The sequence below is a fragment of the Agromyces selenitireducens genome (genome assembly GCF_052748465.2).
Window position 1 is genome coordinate 3,732,341 of sequence record NZ_CM188259.1, and the last position, 23,258, is coordinate 3,755,598.

A 23,258-nucleotide genomic window follows, 5' to 3' on the forward strand; every position below is an offset into this window, starting at 1 on the left:
CGACCGGCTCAGCTCACGGGCTGCGGCTGCTTCTTCGCGAGGCGCAGCCAGGTCTCCACGACGGTGTCTGGGTTGAGCGACATGGATTCGATGCCCTGCGCTACGAGCCATTCGGCGAGGTCCGGGTGGTCGCTCGGCCCTTGCCCGCAGATACCGACGTACTTGCCGGTGCGGCGGCATGCCTCGATCGCCATCGACAGCATCTTGCGGACTGCGGGATCGCGTTCGTCGAACGTCGCGGCGACGAGACCCGAATCACGATCCAGGCCGAGTGTGAGCTGGGTCATGTCGTTCGACCCGATCGAGAACCCGTCGAAGTACTCGAGGAACTCATCCGCAAGCACGGCGTTGGACGGCAGTTCGCACATCATGATGACCCGCAGCCCGTTCTCGCCGCGACGCAGCCCGTTCTCGGCGAGCAGTTCGATCACGGCGTCGGCTTCTGCGACGGTACGTACGAACGGCACCATGATCTCGACGTTGGTGAGGCCCATCTCGTCCCGCACGAACTTCAGCGCTTCACATTCCATGTCGAAGCAGGCGCGGAAATCCGGGGAGATGTAACGCGACGCACCGCGGTAGCCGAGCATCGGGTTCTCCTCGTGCGGCTCGTACGTCTCGCCGCCGATCAGGTTCGCGTACTCGTTGGACTTGAAGTCGGACAGGCGTACGATCACCGGCTCGGGCGCGAAGGCCGCCGCGATCATCGAGACGCCCTCGGCGACCCGCTGCACGAAGTAGTCCCGCGGAGACGGATAGGCCGCGATCCGTCCGGAGATCTCATCCCGCAGATCGGCCGGCAGTGTGTCGTGCTCGAGGAGTGCGCGGGGGTGGATGCCGATCTGCCGGTTGATCACGAACTCCAGCCGTGCGAGACCCACTCCCCTGTTCGGAAGTTTCGAGAACGCGAACGCCTGGTCGGGCGTGCCGACGTTGACCATGATCTTCGTGGGGCTCTCCGGCATCTCGTCCAGCCGGGTGACGACCTCCTCGAAGCCGATGATCCCCTCGTAGACGAAGCCGCTGTCGCCTTCGGCGCACGAGACGGTCACCTCACGCCCGTCCTGCAGCGCGATGGTGGCGTCGCCGGTGCCGACGACGGCGGGGATGCCGAGCTCGCGGGCGATGATCGCGGCGTGGCAGGTTCGGCCGCCGCGGTTGGTGATGATCGCGGCGGCGCGTTTCATGATCGGCTCCCAGTCCGGGTCGGTCATGTCGGCGACCAGCACGTCACCTTCCTGGAACTGGTCCATCTGGTCGAGGGACGTCATCACCCTCACCCGGCCTGCACCGATCTTCTGCCCGATGGCGCGGCCCATGGTGATCACGGTGCCGGGCTCGTCCAGGGCGAAGCGGCGCGTGACGTTGCCGTCGACCCGGGAGACGACGGTCTCGGGGCGCGCTTGCAGGATGTACAGCCGCCCGTCGACGCCGTCCTTGCCCCATTCGATGTCCATCGGGCGCCCGTAGTGGTCTGCGATCACGAGGGCCTGACGTCCGAGCTCTTCCACCTCGGCATCCGTGATGCTGAACTGCGCGCGATCAGCGACCGGCACGTCGGTGAAGACGGTGCTGCCGCCCGCGTGGGTTCCGTCGGCGTAGACCATCTTTATCGCCTTTTCCCCCACCGAGCGCTTCAGGATGGAGGGCCGGCCATCACGCAGCGCCGGCTTGTAGGCGTAGAACTCGTCCGGGGTCACCGCGCCCTGCACGACCGCTTCGCCGAGACCGTACGAGCTCGTGACGAAGACCGCACGATCGAACCCGGACTCGGTGTCGACGGTGAACAGCACCCCGGAGGCGCCGACATCCGACCGCACCATCCGCTGGATCCCTGCGGACAGCGCGACGTCGTGGTGGTCGAAACCGTGATGCACGCGATAGGCGATCGCACGGTCGTTGTACAGGGAGGCGAAGACGCTTCGGATCGCGGCGAGGACGTTATCGATGCCACTGATGTTCAGGAAGGTCTCCTGCTGTCCCGCGAACGATGCATCAGGCAGATCTTCGGCGGTCGCGCTGGACCGAACCGCCCACGACACCGACTCCGACTGGGGGTCGTTCGCGACGAGCGTCGCGTACGCGCGCCGGATGTCGGCCTCGAACTGCGCGGGCAGCGGCTGCTTCTCGATTAACTCCCGCACGGTCGCGCCGACGTTCACAAGCTCTGTGACGTCATTGACGTCCAGCGCCTCGACTGTCGTCCGGATGCGCTCGTACAGGCCGTCAGCGACGAGAAAGTCGCGATAGGCGTCCGCGGTGGTGGCGAAGCCCCCGGGAACGCGCACACCGGCGTCCGAGAGATTCGAGACCATTTCGCCGAGGGAGGCGTTCTTCCCGCCGACCTGGGCGACGTCGCCCATGCCGATCTCGGTGAACCAGAGGATGTTTGTCATTTCGTGACCCGATCTGTCAGTGGGTGGGGCGCGGTGGGCGATAGGTGGAGGGGCTCAGGAGCGAAGCCGCAGGGACTGCATGATGACGGTCGACATCTCCTCGACTGACTTGGTCGAGGAGTTCAGGAACGGCACCCTGTTGCGGCGATAGAGGTCCTCAGCCCGGCGGAGTTCGAGCGTGCACTGGGCGAGGCTGGAATACGTCGAGTTCGGGCGCCGCTCATGGCGCACCTGGCTCAGCCGCAACGGAGTCGTCGTCAATCCGAAGCACTTGGCGCCATAGCGAGCGACGGTGCCAGGAAGCCCGTCCGAGGGGAAGTCATCGTCGGTGAGCGGATAGTTCGCCACCAGAAGCCCGTACTGCAGCGCCAAGTACATCGTCGTCGGCGTCTTGCCGCACCGAGACGGGGCGATGATGATCACGTCTGCGATCTCCAGCGCCCGCATGCTCTGGCCGTCGTCGTGCTCGATCGCATACTCGACCGCCCGCATTCGCGCGAAATACCGCTCGATGTCTCCCACGCCGTGGTATTGCCCGAGCTGCTCCGAGGCGGTCGTCCCCAGCGCATCCTCCAGCTCGGTGAGATGGCCACCCAGCAGGTCGATGAGGATCCCGCCCGATCCGCGCAGCGCCGTCAGGATCTCCGTTGACTTCACCGTCGCGAAGATGATCGGTGCAGCGGCGTCACGCGATGCCTGCGCGATGTCCCTGACAACGTTGCGCGCCCCGGCAGCCGTGTCGACGAACGGGACCGTGTGCCGCAGGAAAACCACCCCGGGGAAGTTCGCCAGCAGCGCGCTGCCCAGCGTTTCCGCGGTGATGCCCGTGCTGTCCGAGACGAAGTACACGGCGCGGCCGCGAGCAGTAGGCAGCTCTGCCCGGACGTGCTGTGTGGAGAGCTCCATGGTCGGCTCCATTCGGATCGTCGTCCATGCGAAGGCTGAAGGAGGCCGTCTCGGTCGTGCTCGACAACTGAACGAATTCGTCCGAGGACGGCCGGGAGCCCAGCGCTCCCTCGTCGGCGAGGTCGAGGTCGAAACCTCCTGGCGTCAGCCCGAGAACGTTTCCGTCCTCGGCATGAAGCACGAAGGGGCGCGGGCGGTGTGCAGGCCGCCGCCCTCTCGGGCCGCGGGCCCCGCGGCTATGCCACGCCCACTCGTGAGCGTAGGAGCCACATGGGGTCGCTCGCGTTTCTTGTCTGGTGAGAGATGCCGGCGCCGAAGGGAGGTGCGGGTTCAGTTATCTTCAGGACGGTCTCGGGCACGGCCGTTCGGGCCATGATGCCCCAGCGACCGTCCTTTCGGACGAAGTGGTCGAGGTAGCGTCCGGAGAGGAGAACCTCGTAGTCGGCGGTTCCTTCCGAATCGGAGGGAAAAAGGCTCGACTTCGCGGTGACGGTCTGCCAGACGAGAAAGTACGTCTCAACGGCAGCATTATCGTCGTCCGCGAACTCGATGATGGTGTTGCCGACGTGGTGGCTCGAGTATCCGATGGTCTCGTGGCGCCGACGGGTGAACTCGATCCAGCCGTCCAAGTCTCCCTTGTAAACGCCATGGTCATGTGTTGCGCCGGGGAGGTAGACCTCCTGCAGCAATTCGAACTCCAGTCGATCCACCGCACGGCAGAATTGGTGGATTCGGTGCTGGATCTCGGCGCGGTCGCTCATGCGCTCAACCGAGAAGTCATTCGACATGATGAGCCTCCTTGGGGCTTCGGGTCCTTGTGAGGACGGATTGGGACATCGGCTCGATGCCGGGCTAGGAATGCGATCGTCAGAGCACGGCGACGCAGTTGAGGGGGCTCGAGGTGGAGCCCACGAAGCGCCAGGGGAGGGCGGTGAAGAGGAAGTCCCACTGCTGGGCCTTTTCGCACGCGGCGGCGAGAGCGGTGAGGTCCATGTTGTCGATCAGCCAGAGTCCCATCGAAACGAGGCTCACCGTGTGAATCGGGCGCGCGAAGTCGAAATCCTCCAGCTGAGGCGGCTGGACATCGTGCGTGCCGTCCGCTCCCATGACAGAGATGTCGCGCTCGCGCAGGAACGAGAGGCAAGAAGCGTGAAGACCGGTTTGGACTCCGTCGATGGGGCCCGGGTTCTCGTCGTGGTAGAGCGTCCCGAACCGTACGATCGCATCGGCGCTGCCGGTGTGGATGAGCAGAGCATCACCGGGCCGTACCGTGACCCCCTGGCGCTTCTCAGCGGCGAGCAGGTCTTCCGGCAAGATCGCGTAGCCGCGTTCGACGTGCTCCACGCCGAACAGCCCCGCGATGTCGAGAAGCACGCCTCGAGTGATGAAGCCCTCGCTGGCGTGGCTGACGTCGAGGTACTTCGAGCCAGCTTCTGCGGACGAGTCCGCCTCGGAGAAGCCGTTGTACTGCTTGCCGTCCCAGCTGTAGTGTGCGAGGCCGTCGAGGTGGGCGTTGCCGCCGTGGGGGCTGATGTGGATGTCCTCTCCCATCGCCTCCCAGCGCGGTGAGATGTGCATGATCTCCTCGATCTCACGCGGGCGAGTGCGGCGCTCGACGGCCGCCACGCCGGAGTGCACGGGATCGGGGTGTTCGGGGTCGATGTCCCTGGAGAGGGAGACCGCCTGGCCGTGGCGCACGGAGGCGAGAGCTGCGAGGCGGACCTCGGGCGTGATGAGGTTGAGAGTACCTCGTCGGTCGTCGTTGCCCCATCGACCCCAGTTCGAGAGCGTCTCAAAGAAGCCCTCGATCTCGGCTGCGGACGAGGGTTCTACCTGCTTGGTCATTTCGTTCTCCTGTTCGTTCAGTGCGGCGGCGACGCGGCCGCTGCCGTGCCGTGGGCGTTCGTGACGGTGTTGGCCGCGGAACGCACATCGGGAAGGGTCTCGGTGCCCCCATGCGCGGGGTGCTGCGAGGAGAGGGCGAGGATCGGCAGTGTCCGATCGTCGCGGGGAGAGGGCGACGGGCGGTGTCGGCCGTCGCGCGAGACGTCAGTTGCGCATCGCGTAGGGGTTGCGGTCGACCGCCGAGGGCTTCCAGCCCATCATTTCGGCGACGACGAGCCCGCGCTCCGCGATCGAGGCGGGGAACATCCAGTCCCCATCCGCGAGGACGGCGTCGATGCGCTGGTGCACGTCGTCGATGCTCTCGCCAAGGCCGAGCACGCCTCGCGACTCCGCGAGGGTGATGCGCGCGACGCGACCGCCACCGACGGACAGGATCTGACCGTTGACGCTCGACGCCTCACTGACGAGATAGGCGACCGTCGGGGTCACCGTCTCGGGCGTCATCGTCTCGAAAAGCCAGTCGGTGTAATCAGAGCTCTGCATCCGCTCAGTCATGCGGCTCCTTGCGGTCGGCGCGACAGCGTTCACAGTGATGTTGTGGTCGGCCCCTTCGATCGAAAGGGAGTTGATGAACCCGATATACCCGGTCTTCGCCGTGGTGTAGGGCACGGAGTTCGCGTTCCCGTAGATGCTGTGCGAGGTTACGACGACGATGCGTCCGAACTTCTGTGACAGGAATGCCGGCCAGGCCGCCTTGGCCATGTGGAAGGCGGCGTAGACGTTGACCTGGATCGTGCGGTCGAAGACCTCGTCCGGCGTCTCGTACATCGGTCCGGCGTCGGGCGCCGTGCTGGCGTTGTGGATGATCCCGTCGATCCTCCCAAAGGCGGCCAACGTCGCCGTGACCGCTCCCCGCGCGCCATCCTCCGTGGAGAGATCGCCGCTGTAGGCCTCAGCCGTTCCGCCCGCCGCACGGATCTCAGCGACCACCTCGTTCGCGGGGCCCGTGTCGAGACCGTCACCGCTCATCGTCACACCGCGATCGGCGACCAGAACCGACGCGCCGCGGTCGGCAAGAGCCAAAGCGTGCGTGCGTCCCATTCCGCGACCGGCTCCGGTGACGAGGATTGCGCGGCCGTCGTAACGGACCGGGGATGTTTCGTTCATTAGACCCTCCATTGGGTGCGTATTTAGGGGTTGATTTCGGTGTAGTCTCCGCGACGAAATGCGTCGGCAGATCGCTGACCTCACCCGTGCCTTATCGAGCTGGCGTCCTGCGCGTCATGTGGTGATGCGCTCGCCTCACCCGACGATTCCGAGATGGACTCAAGCGAACGGTTCGTCGTTCGAGGGCCGAGAGTTGCCACAAGGAGCCCGGCGGCACTGATGACGACGGCCAGGACAACATAGAGAGCCTGGAATCCAAGTCCTGTGTAGATCACGGCGATGGTGAGTCCTGAGATGATTCCGGCGACGCGAGCGACCCCTGAGACCACTCCGAAGCCGAGGCCGCGAATATTCGTGGGGAAGACCTCCGGAATGTAGGTGTAGAAGGCCGCGCCCATCATTGAGATGCCCAGCTGCGCTCCAAACCCTGCCACCATGCTCACGGTCGGATCCGCGGTCGTGGCGAAGACCACGAGAGAGGTTGCGCAAAGAAGGCCGGAGAGCAGCAGAGTTGTCTTTCGTTCAATCTTGTCGGTGAAGGGGAACATGATGAGGGGCCCCACGACGGTTGAGAACGACAGGACGGTGGCGAAACCGATGGCTTCGGCCTGAGGCATGCCTCGGTCAGTCAGGAGCGTTGGAACCCAAGCGAGGAATCCGTACGCGGTGTAGATGTACCCGGAGAACGCCAATGCGGTGACGACAAGGCGCTTGAGGTTGCGGCGATGGAAGAGATCCCGGTAGGAGCCTTGAGGCGTCACGGGAAGAGCTGGCGCGACGTCCCCAAGGGTTTTTCCACTCCGGACGACGGAAGCTTCAAGTCGCTCGACGATCCGCTCTGCCTGCGCATCCCTGCCTCGCAGGACGAGCCATCGCACGGTCTCAGGCAACCAAAGTGCCGCAGCAATCGCAATGAGGAAGCCGGCAGCACCGATCACAAAGACCCAACGCCACGCCCCGAGCCCTGTCGGCGCGATGGCCAACGCTGTCAGCGCGGTGAGAGGGGTCCCAAAGTATCCGATAAACAGGAGGCTGCTGAATGCGCGACCTCGGACGAGCTTGGGGAACATCTCGCCTGCGTACACCATCACCACGCCCGTCGCCGCCTGGACCCCGACCCCGGTAAGAATCCGACTGGTGGTGAGGATCTCATAGTTGGGGGCGAACGCGGACAGAAGGGACATCGCCGAGTACAACACCGAAGCCCAGATCAGAACCGGACGGCGTCCATACCGGTCGGACAGGCGTCCCCCCACGATTGCGCCGATCATCATGCCCACGAAAACGGATGACGTGATTACGCCAACCTGCCCCAGCGACAGGTTCCAGTCAGCTCTGATGGAAGGAGCCAAGAACGCGAATACGACATTGTCGAAGGTTTCGATCAGCATGGCGATGCCCAGAATGACCACCCACAACGCGTGGTACTTGGAAGGGGGCAAGCGATCCAGTCGGGAATTGATAAGCATGCCACCCGGCGTAGCCGAGGAAGGAGATCTAGTCATCATTGACCTTTCATGAGGGTATGTGGACGGGCTGAAGCTTGGTGACACAATTCGTCGCTTCGGCACTGATCATTTGTTTTCTGCAACTCGCCCGCCATACAAGAGCGAGGCGACACTGTGAACACTGGGTTAGAGAAGAGTTGACTCCCAGGCACGCACGTCGTCGACGGTGAGTACTTCATTCACCGCAGTCCGGGTAGCTGCGCTCAAGAACGAGAGGTCGCTCGCAACCGTGCCGAAGTCTGCGCCTGGGAAGTCGGGGCTGAGCATTGCGCCGATCTTCTTCCCTGCTGCATGCACTACCTCGACCGATTCCCTCCAGATCCGCGCCAGCTCGGACGTTGACTCGCGGTTGAACATGCTGTGAAGTCCGAGGTCTTGGGCCAGATCGCCGATGCCGAAGAACACGAAGTCGATTCCCGGGACCGCCACGATCTCGGCGAGGTTGCGGACGCCTGCGCCGGTCTCGATGAGCGGCATCATGAGTATCTGCTCGTTCGAGCTCTCGCGGTGAGAGTCCCAAGTGCGATCGTCGAACGCCCATCTGGCAGCCTCGACGGACGGGCACATTCCCCGTCCGCCGGGAGCGTACTTCGTCGCCCGCACCAGATCGACGGCCTGTGCGGCGGATCCGACCTTGGGAACCAGCACGCCTACTGCGCCGACGTCGAGCGTCGCCTGGATCTCCGCCGGGTCGTTCCGCAGAACTCGGACGATCGGAATCACCCCGTTCGCTTCTGCAGCGCGGATGTGGTTCGCAGTCGATTGCGTGTCGTTGGGGCCGTGCTCGCGGTCGATGATGACGAAATCCACTCCGGCACTGCCCACAGCCGCAGTCACCTGAGGATCGATGGACATCACGAATGTCCCCACGGCGGTTCGCTCCTCGAGGAGGGCGAGGAGGGATTGTCTTGCTTGGATGCGACTCATGCGATAGATCCGTTCGTCGTTGAACATTCGGTGTGTCCACCTCGGCATAACTCGGTGTCGTTCCCGCAACGACGTGCGGGGCGGTGGGTGCGTCGTCGTCGCTAACTTGACGCTTATCGTCATGATAACTAACTTGACGCATGCCGTCAAGATGACGGGTTGGCTCCCGTCGGCTTGCGTGGGAGGTCGGTGACCCAGCAGGAAATGCCCTCGTGGGGACGCTGCGCGGGTGGCCTGTCGACGGCGCAACGCAAGGCTGTGCTGGCTTCTCAGGCGAAGGATCCTGCCGACTGCGATAACCCACATCGTCCCGGAGGTCTTCGCTCCCCTCTGACGTTCACAATGTCCCGGGAAGAACGCCGAGCGGTCCGATTGCCGCCGAGTCCACCGGCGGCGGCGGCAGCACTGGCAGCGAAGCTTGTCGAAACGGCGACTGCGTCGTCTGCGGGTAGCGTGACCTTATGGAGTCCACGATGTCCCGCCAGCAGGGCCACCGACGTCCCCGACGGATCGACGCGATCGAAAATGAGGCCAAGGTCCGGCAGGCGGCTGAGGTCGTCTTGAAACGCGTAGGCAGCGCGATGACGATGGACGAGGTCGCCGCCGAGGCCGGTGTCAGCAAGGGCACCGTGTACTCCACGTTCGGCAGCCGGAACCAGCTCTTGGACGAGATGACCATCCTCTTCTTCGATCGCGCCTACGATTCATACGTCGAAGCCCTCCAAGCACCTTCCGCATGGGACGCACTGGCCGACATCTTTCTGGAGCCGACCATCGAATTGACGACGACCGCCCGCGACGCCATGAATCCCGATCGCCCCGACGATGCCGTCAAGGAGGCGGGCCGCCGCACCTTTCAAGCGCTCAATGAGCTCATCGAGAAGGGCAAGCGGGAAGGCTCGATCAGAACTGACGTGTCGATCCGTCACGTCGAGGTCTTGTTCCGTGGCCTCGGCCTCGCCCTGCAGCCGTACTCTCCTGCCTACCGAAAACTCATGCATGAGTGCGGGCTCATCATCCTCAAGGGTATGCGCGCCTGACGTCAACGCCGAGAGGCAACGGTGCACCCTCCCGCGCGGACGGCGGCCACGATGACGAGCCCCGCGAGACGCTCACCGGGGTGACTGCCCTCCCGATCCGCGCAGGACGCGCCCTCAGGGTGCAGTCGAATACGGACGAACAGTGCAGTCGGCTTTCGAAATCGACAATCGCGCCGGGAGTCGGCTGCGGCGTCATTCGCAACAGGTCTGCCCGATGACCCCCCCCCTGGTCCTCCTCGCATTGTTCGGGTTCGTGGGACTCCTCGGGGTCGGTGCGTTCGGATTCATCGCGTGGATCTTGATCTACACCGCTTGGGAGGGCAGGCGTGGGCGCGAATAGCACGCGGCCGTCTCGCAGGTGATCGGCTTCGGTCTTAGCAGGCCGTCTCGGAAGTCGAACCCGAAGTTGGAGCTTCATCGGTGTCGACCCGCCTGAACTCACCGAAGTACTCCGGGGAGTCCGGATCGCCTGCGATGAACTCCAGATAGATCGTTCCGGTCGGGCTCTCGACCGTCTGCCATTGCAGACTGAACGACTCCCCGCCCTCGCAGCTGAGCACGACCTGCTCGAACGGGGGCGGCTCCCAGACTGCCCCGCCTGTGAAGGTCTCTGGGAGGTCGGGAGCGTCCTCGAGCCATTGAAAGCTCCACGCCGCGATTGACGGCACGTCCTCGACTCTCGCCGATCCATCCGATCTCAGTTCGATCGCGGCCGTACCCTCCGAAGACTCGCTGACCCACCGCCCGACCAGGTCATCCGCGGATGCGTCTACAGGCGACCGCCACTCGGCCAGAACCCAGGAAACGCCAGCAGCGGTTGTCAGGAGAACGGCAGCGGCCCAGACTCCGATCGTCCTGAGCATCGCGGCAACACCGCGCTGACGCGCGCGCACGATCGTCCAAATCATGACGAAGATCACCACCCCAGCTGCCATCAGGAGGTACAGCAGGACGAAGGGGGCAAGCAGCACCCCCGAAGGATACAGCCGGCGGCACAGTCACCCTGGAGCGCGCTCTCCGAGGCTCGAGCGCCGACGATCTCGTTGAGGGATCCCTCAACGAGCAGCCGAGAGGATCTGCTGAGTCCCCGTCGGATAGGGTCGGGGCATGGCCGAGGGCATCGCATCGCGAGGACGACGCAGGGACTCCTCACGCCACGCAACCGGCCGTGTACGGGATCTGTTCCGGCTACGACCGGCATCCGGTGAGTTCGGCACGGGCTTGGTTGTTCTTGTCGGCGCTGGCGCGGCGGGTTTGCTGTTCCCGGCCATCAACGACTTCTACTGGTTCTACCTCGTCGCGTCCACTGCTCTCGCGGGTGGGGCGCTCCTACTCGTCGGTTGGGCTCGGAGGCGCCGCCAGCGGTCCGCCGCCGACGGTACTGGCCGGCCTAAGGGATGTGGCCCCGTGCAGTCGACCGGATAGTCGGAACCAGCCGAGCGGAACCAGCCTTCAGAGGCGATCCCTTCCACACGATGGGGTGCTCTGCGCTAGCTTCCTGTCATGAGCATCGCTGCCGCTCAGGCGAGCGCATTCTTCCGGGAGATCGGTGCCGAGGGGCGAGTGTGGACGCTCGAGGACGATGGCGGGGCGATCCCTCAGCGCGACAGTGCGCCGTCTGCGAGTACCCGTCGCATCAACTCCGCGCCGGCGTCGGCCTCGGATGAGAGGACGTGTTCGCCGTTACGGCGACCCCGCTCGCTGTAGTACACGTGCCAACCATCGGGTTCCTCGATCAGGCAGTATGCCTCGTTCGAGTCGTGGCCGATGCTGTACGCGGAGTCTGGCACGGACAATCGGTGCAGCTCCGCTCGCAGGTCCATGTACCGAAGGTAGCCAAGGCCGCGGGCGACGCATACCCAATCCCTCATCGAGATCGGGCGCGGTCGGAAGGAAACGTCCTCGGCATGCATGTCGGCTCGCCGATATGGTCGTCAGGATCGAGAGGACTCGCACGTTGACAGAGCGGATCACCCACGCAGCACGCCCAGGATGGTACGAAGACCCGGAAGCACCGGACCTACTTCGGTGGTGGGACGGCGCCCACTGGTCAGACGATGCATTCCGACCCAAACCGCTCGCTGACCAGCGAGCAAATCCCTTCGCCGAGCGCGCTCGGACAATGTTCTTCTGGGCGTCGGGCGTGGTACTGCTCTTCTGGATCGCTCCAATCCTTCTGACCTTCGTCCCCATCAACGAGATGCAGACCCTCGGCGTCATCCTGGTGTGGGCTGGAGCCCTTCCCGGGTTGGTGCTCATCGTGCTGGCGGTAGTGTTCGGCGCGATCGGGCTCAGTCGCGCACGGCAGGTCGAAGGCCAGGGACGCAGTTCGGCTCTGACCGGGCTGATCGGCGGGATCAGCCTCTTCCTCGCGCCCGCGGTGCTCGGCATAGTCGGGATCGCAGCGGCGGTCGTTCTCACGAACGTCTGACCGATCCGCCGAAGTACGGACGGTCTCCGATTCTCGTATGGCCGATGCAGGAAAGTGCCCGATGAAGGGGTCCCAAGTGCAACGGCACTATCCGTTCGAGCACCCCCTCGACGCGATCGGCTCGCTACGCGAATGGTGCACCTATCGGCGTCGCCATTATGGTGAAGCGTGCGATGAGAGACCCCACGGTCGACCGCCGGAATGAACTCGATTCGCGCGCATCCCAAGCAGGTTGGACGGAGCTCGTAGTCACTTAATAGTCACAAAATCGAGATCACGTTGATTCACTCGAGTTCACACTTCCCCGTGATTCCGCGGCTCGTGAGCCCGAGTGAAGTCGAGTGAATCACTACTGGATAACTTCTGCTTCCCAAGCAGACAGCGCGGGTTCGATTCCCGTCATCGGCTCTGATCAGGGTTTTTACCGGCAACCCGACCGGCCCGGGGGACGGTCACGTGACACATGTCACGGTTAACTCACGGTTAATGATTCAGTTTGAAATCGCGACCGCCGCAACAAGGACTGCGCGACGCGATACCAGACGGCTGAAGCTCGCCGGAGATTCTCCGCGTGACTCGTTGGAGGCCAGGCTGCTTTCGACCTCGCACCATGCGGACTGCGAGGACGACCGACCCGGCGATTCTCGCTGCGGCAACGAGCAGGACGACTGCGGCGGTGATGAGCAGCTCGGTTTCAAGACGCCACGTCATTTCATCCCGTCATCAGGTCGGGTCACTTATTGGCGTCGCCAACGGATCGCGTATCTTGAGCTGCGAGGGGGTGCCGCGATGAATGTGAAGCGCGCACACATGGTCTCCAAGGGCTATATCCGCGCCTGGGCAGACGCGAGGGGTCGCGTCGACGTGCTCGATGTCCAACACGGTCGAGGCTTTCCCTCCGCCATCGAGAACGCCACAGTTGTGAGTTACGCCTACGACACCGAAGTTCTCACGCACGACCTCGAGAGCGACTACGCGCGTATTGAAGCCAGCGGCATCCCGGCGATCCTGAAACTGCGCAACGGACACACGACGCTGACGCCAGCCGAACAGAGCGCAATGATCGCCTTCCTCGACATGCACCTCGATCGGGGTAGGTACGCGGATCAGACTACGATCCGCACCCCCGCTGTTCTGCTGAGGACAGGGGGATGGATCGAAGATGCCGAGCTGAACCTCGGGGACAGATTGCTCCTTTCACAGTCCCTGCGGGATGTCATCAGGCTGACCGCGCTCGGGCTCGAACAATGGCCGTGGCAAGTGAGAGAGGCTCAGCACCTCGCAACCGGTGACGGCGCGGTCCTCCTTTGGAGACCAACCGACGGCGCCGACATCTCCACAATCTCCTTCCCCCTGTCACCCACAAAACTGCTGGTGATCGGACAAGACCTCCCTGACGACGTTCGCCTCAATACGCTGCTCGCAATGAACAGCAGGCGGTGGATCGTCGGCCTCCTGGGAACACTCAATCTGGACCAGGCTGCGGTTATCGCGGCTCGACGATCTGCGGGATGATCCCCACGACTGCCTGCCGGCAACTGATGGATCTCGTTCGGCCCAGGCGACGGTGCATAGCCAGCACCAGCTCGACCTTCCGACAACGATGGCGGTCTCAAGCGATCCACGCACCACCCGGGCTTGGGCAGGGCACCGCGTCGCTCGTCTCGTCCAGCAGAGCACGCAGGTTCCAGCGTCGGTAGAGAACGCGTGTGACGCACTCGCGATCACACTCACCAGCTTTCGCGGTCGCGGTCCTCTACGGGTGGCCGAGACGACGGCGGTCGCGTCGTTTGCGACCGATTGCTGGGCGGCGGCTTCGATCGCGCTTCCGCGCCGCGCTCAATCATCTTGCTTCAACGACGCGCGCGGTTGAAGCAGCGAGTAGGCCAGCCAGTCGCCGACTGTATCGTCCGCTCGCGCCACCAACCCCTTCACGAAATCCGCCTGACGCGACGCGATCTCATCCGGCGTGAGCGCGGCATTCTCAAACGGATCAGCGCCCAACCCCCAGAAGGAGTGGGACTGAAGGAGTGAATCGTACGAGATGGTCAGGCGGCGATAAGATCCGTCATCGTTGAATGCCGTGAGTTTGACGAAAGCCGGATCCGCCGCCACGCCGTACTGGGTGATGGCCAAAGCACTCCACGGCGCACTCAGAGCCGTACTGAGCGTTTCGAGCTTGGAAAGCTCGCCGTCGGTGAGCCCGCTACTCGTGCGCTTAACCTCGACGGGAATGAACTCTCCACTGCGCGTGAGCAGGAGAACGTCGGCCTCGCCAAGAACATTCTTCTCGCCTTGCTTCTGAACGTTCATTCCCGGGTGAAGGCCGATGAGTTCACTTCCGCCTATCCGACTGAACACATCCGCGAAGAAGCGGACAGCGAGGATATGACCCATAGCGTCAGCTTCATAGACGCGGCGGAGCGGCTCGGCAATCCGGTACTTGAATTCGATGTTTGTCCGATCCCCGAAGGGCGGATCGATTGTGGCTCCGCATCCGCGACAGCTGATCGGAGGCGCGAAGCTGTTGACGGGGATCCATTGTTTGGCGCCGCACGTCGGGCAATGGATCTCGAAGCCCTTGAGGATCACGCTTGACTCCTCCGCCCAGCGAAGCCAGTAGCGGGCGGCCTTCGTGTTGCCGAGAGCACGCTGAAACTCGTTGAACGAACGCGTGGGGAGTTCGTCTGTGCTCGTCGCAATGGCCTGGCTTGGGTCAGCCTCGACACCACGTTCGCGCAGCTTCGCTTTGAACCAAGGGAAGCCCTCTCGAACTGCCATGGACTCCAGAAGCTCGAGGAGAGGTGCGTGGCAGAGCATTCCGATCTGGCCTATCCCGCCAAGCTTCTCGAGCATGACGCGCGAGGCGACGCCGGGGGCGGACTCTTGCAGTTCGAGCCCTCGGACCGCGGCAACTGCTCGTGCGATCAGAAGGCGCGATGGCCATTCGAGGGAGGAGAACTTCTCAGCCGATCTGAGCGTGTTCCAGGTGGTGCGAACTCCTCCATAGAAGGCGCCGTTGATGGGATCGGCGCGGAAGTCGTCGGCAACCGGAAGCGGCGCATCCTCGACCATGACGTCGAAGTGCATGCCGAGCATGTCGGATACGTTCCTCTCGTCGAGGATGTCGCGGTGGCCCGACCGGTCGAGCAACTTGTACCTGGCATGCCCCTCCGCCCAGACCAGCGTCTCGTCCCTGCTCCAGCCACTTACTTGGCCAAACATGATCATCTCGTCCGCAGAGCGAATGGCGGCATGGCCACCGTCGCCGCCCAGCAGCGCCCGAAGCTGATCTGGCGTCATGCTTGCGCTCGTGATGTAGAGCAAATTGACTGCGGACCCGTGTCTGGCCGCCCCATGGTGATAAAGGATCCGGTTGAGCGCACCCAGCGTCAACTGCTCGCGAGGAATGCCAATCGGCAGCGCGTAGTGATCGCCATGCGCACCTCGCAAGTTCCACAGCAGCGCCAGATCATCGATGGAGTTGGGCGAACAGACCACGAGGACGTTGGGGCCCGCATCATGCTTCGCGAACTGGTCGTCTGGGAGGACAACCCTTGGTGATCGGATTCCGCTGCTTGCGGTACCTCCGTATGCGAGACTCGTCATCGAGACTTGCCGGGGAGACATCACCGGTTCATCTGGCCAAGTACGCGATAGCAGATCATCGAGTGAGCCACTGGCGGGCGTGCGCCGTATCGTGAGAAAGTCTTCAAAAGTGACATCCGGCAGCCAATTTCCTTGCTCGATCAATCGCTTGTCGACATGCTCCGGTAGGGAACCCAGACATGCCGCATAGATACCACTCCATGGATCGTTGGGCTCAAGGACCATGATCTCGAGGGGCGGTCGCAGCTCGGGTTTGCGCCAAGGCAGTAGCCCGATCGCCAACTGGTCATAGACGAACTTCCGCTCTTGCCGGAGGGGGACAGGCGAATCGAGCCTCATTTCCCTGTCGCCGTGAGCACCATAGACCCTGTCGACCTGTGCGCCCGAGAGGCGCTTTCGGTACAGGTCCCGGACCATTCCACTCGCGTCAGTTGGGAGCAGTATCGAAGCCGCGCCTCCCCAGACCTGACACTCCAGTTCGACGATCTCGCTGAAGACGGTCAAGTCAGGAACCGGATAGGCGGTGCGAAATGGGCGTGCATTGATCCTCGCGACGTGTGGACCGTTCAGACGCTCGTCATCCAGTAGGGGAAACACAGCACGATCGTTGCACAGCCGACCGTCGGATATGGTCAATCAGTCAGACACAACATTGGTGCCCGGGTGCAAGTCTCCGCCGACGTCTCGAGTTGCTGGGCCTCAGCTTGAGCCGTAATCGGCGATCCTCGAGGGACACCCGTGAGCCGGTCCTCGCGCAGCGATCCCCGGATAAGGGAGATGATGCGAACGGGAGAACCTTGCCTTCGGAGCGGTCTCAGAGGGCTCGCCCGATTGGGGTGCCCCGGTAGGGGTTTGACAACGGCCGAAGATCGATCACTGACCTGGGGTTCGAGCGAAGGTTTCGATGAGGATCGAGCGGTCCGGCCGGGTGATCTGCTTCGGCGTGTAGTGGCGGGCCGTCACACGCCAGTCGGCGTGTCCAAGCTGATCCTTGGCGGCGTCGATGTCGAGCTCGTTGCGAAGCAAAGTCGCGACCGCGCCGCGTGCGGACTTCGGCGTGATCCAGTCAATCTCGGAGCCGTGGAGCGCCTGGCTCCACTGGTAGCGCACATTCTCCGGCCACCTGGGTCCGCCAGTTGCAGATGGGAATACCAGCTCGGAGTACGCGTCGATTCGGCGTCGGGCAAGCATGTCGAGCGCGAACCGCGGCAGGGCGAGCTCACGAATCGAGGCTTCGGTCTTCGGGAAGTCCTGCACGACCAGACCTTCGCCGGCGACGCGGACGACCGTTGCCGAGAGGACGACCACGCCGCGGCTGAGATCGACTGCCTTCCAGCGAAGCGCCAGCGCCTCTCCGATCCGGCAGCCCGTGCCGATGAGGAAATCGCCGATATCAGCGAGGTCGTGCATGGCGTCGCCACGCTTGACCGGGCGTTCGTCGTAGGCCCTGAGGGCCAGCCTCAGCGCGCGGACCTCCTGCACCGTGGGGATGCGCATCTTCGTCCGCCGGATCGACGGCGCCTTCACTCCCAGCGCCGGATTCTCCCGCATCGCCCCGAGGCGCAACGCGTGACTGGCGATGCCTTTGAGCACCACCAGAACCATCCGCCCCTCGGACGGACCGGAGACGTCGGCGACCGCATTCACGAGCCGCTGCAGTCGTGACACGCTCAACTCCCGCAGGAGCAGCTCGCCGACTGGATGCACGTGCCGCTCGATCGTGGCTGAGTACCGGTCGATTGTGCTGGGGGCGCGGCGGTCCCGCTTCACCTCTTCGAGCCATCGGTTCGCCGCCGTTCGAAGCGTCGAGTCGAGGGTGAGTTCGGTTCCATCCGGCGGCTGACGATCGCGGAGCGCGACCAGAAGCCGACGTTCGGCTTCGGCCGCGCTTGGTCCGGTCTTCTGGATGCGCCGGGTCTTGCCGTCGGAGTCGCGGAAGTAGGCGATGGCGACTGGCTTGCCGTTGACGACCTTGCGGCGGATCGATCCCCAGGTCTCCAGCGGGAGCGGCGGACGCACCATCAGGGCCTCCCTTGAAGGGACGAGTCAACCCAGGCGCGCACCTCCGAGGCGAACCGTTCCGGGTCCACGTTCCACTCGAGCGTGTGCGGGCTGGCGGGAAATTTGATCTGGCGCGCAGCCGGCATTGCTTCGAGGAGCTCCTGAGAAAGCTCGAAGGGGACCGATTGATCACCCTCCGAGTGGATGACGAGAAGTGGCGGCGTCAATTGCGGACTTCGCCACGGTTCGATCGGTTCGCGGATTCCGGCGAGCCGGCAGAGGATTGGCGTCGTCAGAACTTCCGAAGCGCATGCGATGAGCGCCGCGGGTAGCCGACGCTGCGTCGCGACGAGCGAAAAGGCCCCCATGAAGTCGAGCATTGGGGCGATGAGGATCGCGCCCGCGACGGCCGCACGAAGCGCACTGGCCTCGAGGGCAAGACGCGCCCCGTACGACCAGCCGGCGAGTACGACCTTGCGTGCACCGAAGCTCACTGCATGGTCGACTGCTGCGAGCACCCGGTCAAGATGCTCCGGAGCCATCCCCCGGCTGCGCGTGTCGATGTCGGCGCTGGCTTCCAGCGACACGATCGTGGACGGGTAGCCCGCCTCGCGGACGGTCTCGACCGATCGAAGCGTTGGGCTCGGTGCAGCGCCCATCCCGTGGACGTGAACGAACCAGACGTCGCGCTCCGCCGCAGCCGCCGGCATCACGTCCCAGTGGACGAAGGAGATCCCCTCCACCTCCCCGGAGTAAGCGATCGCCGAGCGCGCGAGCTGGCTCTCTCGGCCGAAGACGTCACCCACGAAGTAAACATCCGCTGCCCCGTCGAGATCGCAGTGCTCCACTCGGCGCTCGACGACAGCCGCGTCCACCCGCACGATCTCCTGCACGCGGAAGAGTCGGCGCCGGAGCTTAAGCGTCGCTATGGCCTACTTTTCGAGCGTCGTCGACACCCGCTCGCGTCTTTCTGGCCGCTCGACCACTCCGCGGTCTGCGCGCCGATGAGCTCCTGCCGCCGGTCTGAGCTTTCGGGTGCAGTCCCACTCGCGGTCCCAAGTCTGGCTCAGCGTGGAACATGTAGGCGTATGCCGATCGCTAGTTCGTCGGGCTTCGGCCCGATCGCGGCGCGGTTATCCTCATACAGGCGCTTCCATCCGCCTTTGACGTTCAGTTTCTTGGCGATGGATGACAGACTGTCGCCCTTCCGAACGACATAGAATTCCTCTGATGGGGGCGCGGGAGTCTCCTCGTCGGAACCGTCCATTCGTCCCTGCGCCGCCACAATGGACTCTGCGAGTTCCAGCCTGAGCAGGCTTGTCTCGAGCATGTTGTGCGTCGGAGGTAGCAGATCATCCATCACGGCCTGCCGGTGCTGCAGGAGGTATTCCTTCAGATTGCCCACCGCGTCGTCGATCATCTTCGCGATGAAATCATGAAGCGGCCGCTCGCCATCGTGGCGTGGAGGGTGAGGAAGCGTTGTGCCTTGGCTGACGATGGCGGCCAGGGATGACAGATCGGGCACGGCTACACCGCCCCGCGGCGCTGGCTGCCCATCGAGAAACGCCCGCAACAGGTCGTTACCTTCCCGGTCGTCCGGCATGGCCAGAGTTATCAGAGACTCCAGAAGTCGCCGCGCTCCTCCGTACGATGCCGTCTGGTCAGCGATCCGACTCGATCGCGAAAGGATCGCTTCGCCGAGTGGCGGGAATAGCTCATCTAGAGATCTGGCGCGTTGCCACTCGTGTACTTGATCAAGGATCTTCTCGGTTACCGCTCCGCCAGTCAGGTCCAGTCTCTTCGCCTCGCCTGACTGCAACAGTGGCAGCCAGGCTCGGGACCAGTTCACCGGGCTGAACACCTCGGATGCAGGTATGTCCTGGTCCCCGGCCTGGCTGGGACGAAGGCGGTCGAGCCTCAGGTCCCACCGAATGACGGGTGTGCCGCGAAGCGTGAGAACGACCTCGACGGAGCCCATGTACTTGTAGGTGGGCTTGGGAGTCGGTATGCGAAGGATCTTGATGTCGGTGGCGTTTCCTGCTTGCAGCGCGAGAACGGTCTCGGGAGCGGCAACGAACGCGGCCGCCCGCAGGATGGCCGGAATTGCAAGCTTGTCGGGCAGGGGCAGATCGAAGGGAGTTGAGATATGGGGTGTGTACTCGAACGCGTCGAGGCGGGGTGTCCGCCACATGGGCAATGATGCAGCCCCTCTGCTCTCAGCGAGGCGTGTCCGCTCGTCATCGCGCGTAGTCGCTTCCTCTTCAACTTTCTCCGCAAGCCCCTGTCCAGTGATCCGTACTTCTTCGCATGCTCGTTCCAGCGCGCTAATCCCGTCGTCACCGAGCTTGGTTTCGATCCGCTGGAACATCGCGATCAGGTCTCTGCCGGGCTTGGCGACCTGCGCGCGACGCAGTGTCGGTGCGGCGTCGCTGACGTGCCAGGCGTGATCCGGCCATTCGCTTTCCAGCTGAGCGTAAGCGTCTGCTGCGACCGCCCAGCTCTCCGGATTGGCAATGCTGTCGTGTTTGCCCAACTGAGCGAAGTCAGGCCACTGCCGGTGACGCACCGCCGCAGCGATGAGGTGAAGGTTACTGTGCAGTCGGCCACGGGAGAGGTCCAACACGTCGTACAGCACCTCGTTGCCGGTGCCGCGGTTCGGTCGGGGTGATTCGAGCGGCCCAGAAGAACGCTCTGTGGCCCAGTTGTAGAACACTCCTTGGAACTCCTGGAATTCTGTGAGCGTCATGACCGGATTCGTCGACACTGCTCCGCGGCCGAGCGCTTGGTCGATGGTTTGCAGGAGGTCGGCCCGATCATCGGCCTGGAAGTAATCGACGAGGCCTTGTTCGATGCGGTTCAGCCGTTCGGATTGATCTGCGAGCACGTCCAGAGCGCGATTGGCCTTGTCGGAGACCATTCCGACTTGGATGTCGACCTGGTCGAACTGGCCCATGACGTCGATGTATATGCTCTCGAGTTTCCGGTCGATTTGATCCAGCCGCCCAAGGACTTGCGACTGGTAGCGGCGCATCTCGGTTCGTAAGGAGTCGATCTCTTCGAGGATCATCTCCTCTGGCGAGGGGGCTGCGGACCCGACAAAGAGACTTATCACGCCGGCTGCTGCGCCGATGAAGTTGAAGGTCGCCGCAGCAGTGCCGACGGCGACCGCTGCTTCGAACCCTTTCGAGAGATTGACGACGCCCTGCATCAGTTCAATCCCCGCTCGTGCGACGCCGGTGACCGCGGCGCCCACTTGCTGTATCTGCTTGGCCGCTCGAGGATCCGCGAGACCCATCAGCGCGACGATCGCCCCTAACCCTGCCTCTGCAACGTTGATCAGCGGCTCGGCTTCGCGTATCAACGCGACGCGCTCCTCAGCCTTCTTCTGAGCCTCCAGCCGCTTCTTTTCAGCGCTCTTCTGTGTCTCGACCCATGCTGCGACGGACTGCTGAGCCTTCTGGATCGCGTCCAACTCGGCGTGGAGTCCCTCGGTGGACGCGCGTACCGCCTTGGTCAACTCTGCGAAGTCGTCGGTGAGCGATTTCTTCAGCTTGGACCGCGAGATGATGACATGCCCGCTGGCATCATCGAATTCGATCTCGCTCGCGGGGATGACTGACTCGAGCACATCGGGGTTGTTCCGCACAACTTCCGCCGGCTTCGCGCCGAACTGCGGCAGACTGGCCGTAAGCTCCGGTGCGTATCGGGCGGCCGCCTCGGCGCATCGGCTGTCTGACAGGCATGTGTCGGCGAAGTGTTCCGCAACCAGTGGGAGGTTCTCGCTACGTTTCACCAGCGCGTAGTCCACCCGCCGGGCGTAGACGTGCGGCGGCTCGCCGAAGAGGTTCTGGAAGAACGTCGTTTCCATCACCTCTTGGCCGGCTTCTTTGTATGCACCGATGACGCCAACTTTGGGGTTCTTGGTGGCGACGACGGCAGCCGAGCCCAGGAGCAGCCTCTTCATGTCGCCCCACGTTGACTTGTCGTCGGGCGGCACACCTTGCCGGCCCCGTCGCCAAGCTTCGTCGGACGCGGAGACCGCTTCAAACATCTCCTTTGCTGACAGCGTCTTGTCGGCGCTCAGCTTCGAGAGAACCCATAATCCATGGGTGAGGATTCCTTGCTCGGCTCTGGATGCGTACCGCCTACGGATCGCGGCCGTCAGGAGTTCGCCGCTCTTTTCGATTCTCAGGTCGTCCGACATCGTCGTCGCTTCCTCTCGGGGTTCTAACCGCAGCGAGCTCGCCGGCTGTCCGGCCGGCGGTGGATGGCGCCGAGCGACAGAGGGGCGACAGCAGAGGCGGTTGCGAACCTCTTCAGGCTCTTGAGAACCGGCATCGACCCAGCTACGTCAGAGCTGGAACGAGGGCGCTTCCGTCGCTTGCCTTCGGAATTGCTCGGTAACAAGCGGCCCGGGGGTTACACCGAACCTCTCCAAGTCGGTGTCGAGGTCGCTGCTGCCCTTGACGACGGCGCGAAGCTCATCAAGCACGGCATCGGCGTCGTCGGAGTGCGGGATAAACGGGGTGAGGTCCTGCAAGGACAGTCCGTACACGATGTCGAGTTCAAACCCGGACGAGCTGACGTACAGGCGTCCCCCGACGTTCACGCCGTAACCGCCGCCCTTGCCGGTGGCTTCAAACTCGCTGAACCGCTTGGTCGAGACGTACTTTTGAACGACTCCGGTGACCACCGCGCAGTACTCAAGCTCGTTCTTGCCGTCACCGAATATGGTCTTTTGCCGCTCGAACCACGAATCCAGCTGGTTCAACCACTGCTGACCGACGACCTTCGCCGACGCGGTGGCGTTGTCGATGACTCGTAGCTCTAACAACTCCTTCGCGCCGACCTTCGCTGATACGAAGTCGAGGAAGCCGGCATTGGCGGCCGTCTCCTGATTGAGGATGATCTCTTGCCGGACAATGGGGGCATCGAGCTTACTTTGCTCATCCACCTCGAGTTCCAAGCTATACGCGTGACTTCGCAGCTTCCCGCCACCCCCCAACTTGTAGTAGACACGTCCGATGAGGCTTCCAGGCGTTTTGGTTTTCGTATCGTCCCGAACCCACGCCATGTTGTCCTCGAAGCCGAGCGCTTCTTTGGCGTTTTCCGACTTCGGAATGGGCACTCGTCGGCTGACTTCCGAGTCCATCACTTCGTTCACGACCGCGATGTCGTGCTTCTGCCCGCCCATAGTGACCCCCCTCGTCGAGATGCCAGGCAACGAGGCCCGAGCGTCGGCCAAGTACGCTTAGCCGTTTGAGCCCACATGGTCCTACCCCTGGCGAGGCACCCGCCACATTGCTCGACTCGTCCCGTATTACTCCCAAAATGAGCAACTGACTAGTCCTCAGTTATGCGGACGGGTCTGCTGCACGAGTAGGTGACATCTGAGTTGGCTTGTCCTGCGGGACGGGCTGGAAGGACG

Annotated in this window: 17 protein-coding genes and 1 pseudogene; 4 read left to right on the forward strand and 14 right to left on the reverse strand. The window is 63.6% G+C overall.

Features of this window, described 5'->3' with window-relative positions:
* Positions 1 to 8: 8 nt before the first annotated feature.
* From ppsA to ACULK4_RS17575, 7 genes are all read right to left on the reverse strand, one after another.
* Entirely contained in the window at positions 9 to 2,396 is a 2,388-nt protein-coding gene (gene ppsA / locus ACULK4_RS17545) for a phosphoenolpyruvate synthase (RefSeq protein ID WP_445963679.1), read from the reverse strand.
* 54 nt (positions 2,397 to 2,450) lie between these two features.
* Positions 2,451 to 3,302, reverse strand: coding sequence for a pyruvate, water dikinase regulatory protein (locus ACULK4_RS17550; RefSeq protein ID WP_445963680.1), 852 nt, complete (start codon positions 3,300 to 3,302; stop codon positions 2,451 to 2,453).
* A 236-nt stretch (positions 3,303 to 3,538) separates the two neighbouring features.
* Complete coding sequence (locus tag ACULK4_RS17555) at positions 3,539 to 4,090, reverse strand: nuclear transport factor 2 family protein (protein WP_445963681.1); 552 nt, start codon at positions 4,088 to 4,090, stop codon at positions 3,539 to 3,541.
* A 79-nt stretch (positions 4,091 to 4,169) separates the two neighbouring features.
* Positions 4,170 to 5,147, reverse strand: coding sequence for a cyclase family protein (locus tag ACULK4_RS17560; RefSeq protein ID WP_445963682.1), 978 nt, complete (start codon positions 5,145 to 5,147; stop codon positions 4,170 to 4,172).
* Between the two features lie 204 nt (positions 5,148 to 5,351).
* Positions 5,352 to 6,314: an SDR family NAD(P)-dependent oxidoreductase gene (locus ACULK4_RS17565; protein WP_445963683.1), complete on the reverse strand. Its 963-nt coding sequence runs from the start codon at positions 6,312 to 6,314 to the stop codon at positions 5,352 to 5,354.
* Positions 6,315 to 6,394: 80 nt separating this feature from the next.
* A complete protein-coding gene (locus ACULK4_RS17570) occupies positions 6,395 to 7,783 on the reverse strand; it encodes an MFS transporter (RefSeq protein ID WP_445963684.1) in 1,389 nt (462 codons plus the stop codon).
* Positions 7,784 to 7,948: 165 nt separating this feature from the next.
* Positions 7,949 to 8,776, reverse strand: a complete 828-nt coding sequence (locus ACULK4_RS17575; protein WP_445963685.1) for an HpcH/HpaI aldolase family protein — start codon at positions 8,774 to 8,776, stop codon at positions 7,949 to 7,951.
* 446 nt (positions 8,777 to 9,222) lie between these two features.
* On the opposite strand from ACULK4_RS17575, the gene ACULK4_RS17580 reads away from it, so the two are divergent.
* Positions 9,223 to 9,789 (forward strand): TetR/AcrR family transcriptional regulator, encoded by a 567-nt coding sequence (locus ACULK4_RS17580; protein WP_445963686.1) that lies wholly within the window; start codon positions 9,223 to 9,225, stop codon positions 9,787 to 9,789.
* A gap of 374 nt (positions 9,790 to 10,163) precedes the next feature.
* Here ACULK4_RS17580 and ACULK4_RS17585 read toward each other — a convergent pair whose 3' ends face one another.
* Positions 10,164 to 10,760, reverse strand: coding sequence for a hypothetical protein (locus ACULK4_RS17585; RefSeq protein ID WP_445963687.1), 597 nt, complete (start codon positions 10,758 to 10,760; stop codon positions 10,164 to 10,166).
* 627 nt (positions 10,761 to 11,387) lie between these two features.
* On the reverse strand, positions 11,388 to 11,612 hold the full coding sequence (locus ACULK4_RS17590) for a hypothetical protein (RefSeq protein ID WP_445963688.1): 225 nt from the start codon (positions 11,610 to 11,612) through the stop codon (positions 11,388 to 11,390).
* 104 nt (positions 11,613 to 11,716) lie between these two features.
* On the opposite strand from ACULK4_RS17590, the pseudogene ACULK4_RS17595 reads away from it, so the two are divergent.
* The 3 genes and pseudogenes from ACULK4_RS17595 to ACULK4_RS17605 all read left to right on the forward strand — a co-directional run.
* A pseudogene (locus tag ACULK4_RS17595) lies at positions 11,717 to 11,821 on the forward strand (hypothetical protein); the annotation flags it as partial.
* A 90-nt stretch (positions 11,822 to 11,911) separates the two neighbouring features.
* Positions 11,912 to 12,220, forward strand: a complete 309-nt coding sequence (locus tag ACULK4_RS17600) for a hypothetical protein (protein ID WP_445964156.1) — start codon at positions 11,912 to 11,914, stop codon at positions 12,218 to 12,220.
* Positions 12,221 to 12,706: 486 nt separating this feature from the next.
* Positions 12,707 to 13,735, forward strand: a complete 1,029-nt coding sequence (locus ACULK4_RS17605; RefSeq protein WP_445963689.1) for a DUF4238 domain-containing protein — start codon at positions 12,707 to 12,709, stop codon at positions 13,733 to 13,735.
* A gap of 324 nt (positions 13,736 to 14,059) precedes the next feature.
* On the opposite strand, the gene ACULK4_RS17610 is transcribed toward ACULK4_RS17605, so the two are convergent.
* The 5 genes from ACULK4_RS17610 to ACULK4_RS17630 form a co-directional block, all read right to left on the reverse strand.
* Positions 14,060 to 16,426 (reverse strand): hypothetical protein, encoded by a 2,367-nt coding sequence (locus tag ACULK4_RS17610; RefSeq protein WP_445963690.1) that lies wholly within the window; start codon positions 16,424 to 16,426, stop codon positions 14,060 to 14,062.
* 276 nt (positions 16,427 to 16,702) lie between these two features.
* Entirely contained in the window at positions 16,703 to 17,851 is a 1,149-nt protein-coding gene (locus ACULK4_RS17615; protein WP_445963691.1) for a tyrosine-type recombinase/integrase, read from the reverse strand.
* A complete protein-coding gene (locus tag ACULK4_RS17620) occupies positions 17,851 to 18,723 on the reverse strand; it encodes an alpha/beta fold hydrolase (protein WP_445963692.1) in 873 nt (290 codons plus the stop codon). Before ACULK4_RS17620 ends, ACULK4_RS17615 begins: the two co-directional genes overlap by 1 nt.
* A 173-nt stretch (positions 18,724 to 18,896) precedes the next feature.
* Positions 18,897 to 22,034 (reverse strand): LysM peptidoglycan-binding domain-containing protein, encoded by a 3,138-nt coding sequence (locus ACULK4_RS17625; RefSeq protein WP_445963693.1) that lies wholly within the window; start codon positions 22,032 to 22,034, stop codon positions 18,897 to 18,899.
* 147 nt (positions 22,035 to 22,181) lie between these two features.
* On the reverse strand, positions 22,182 to 23,024 hold the full coding sequence (locus ACULK4_RS17630; RefSeq protein ID WP_445963694.1) for a hypothetical protein: 843 nt from the start codon (positions 23,022 to 23,024) through the stop codon (positions 22,182 to 22,184).
* Positions 23,025 to 23,258 lie beyond the last annotated feature (234 nt).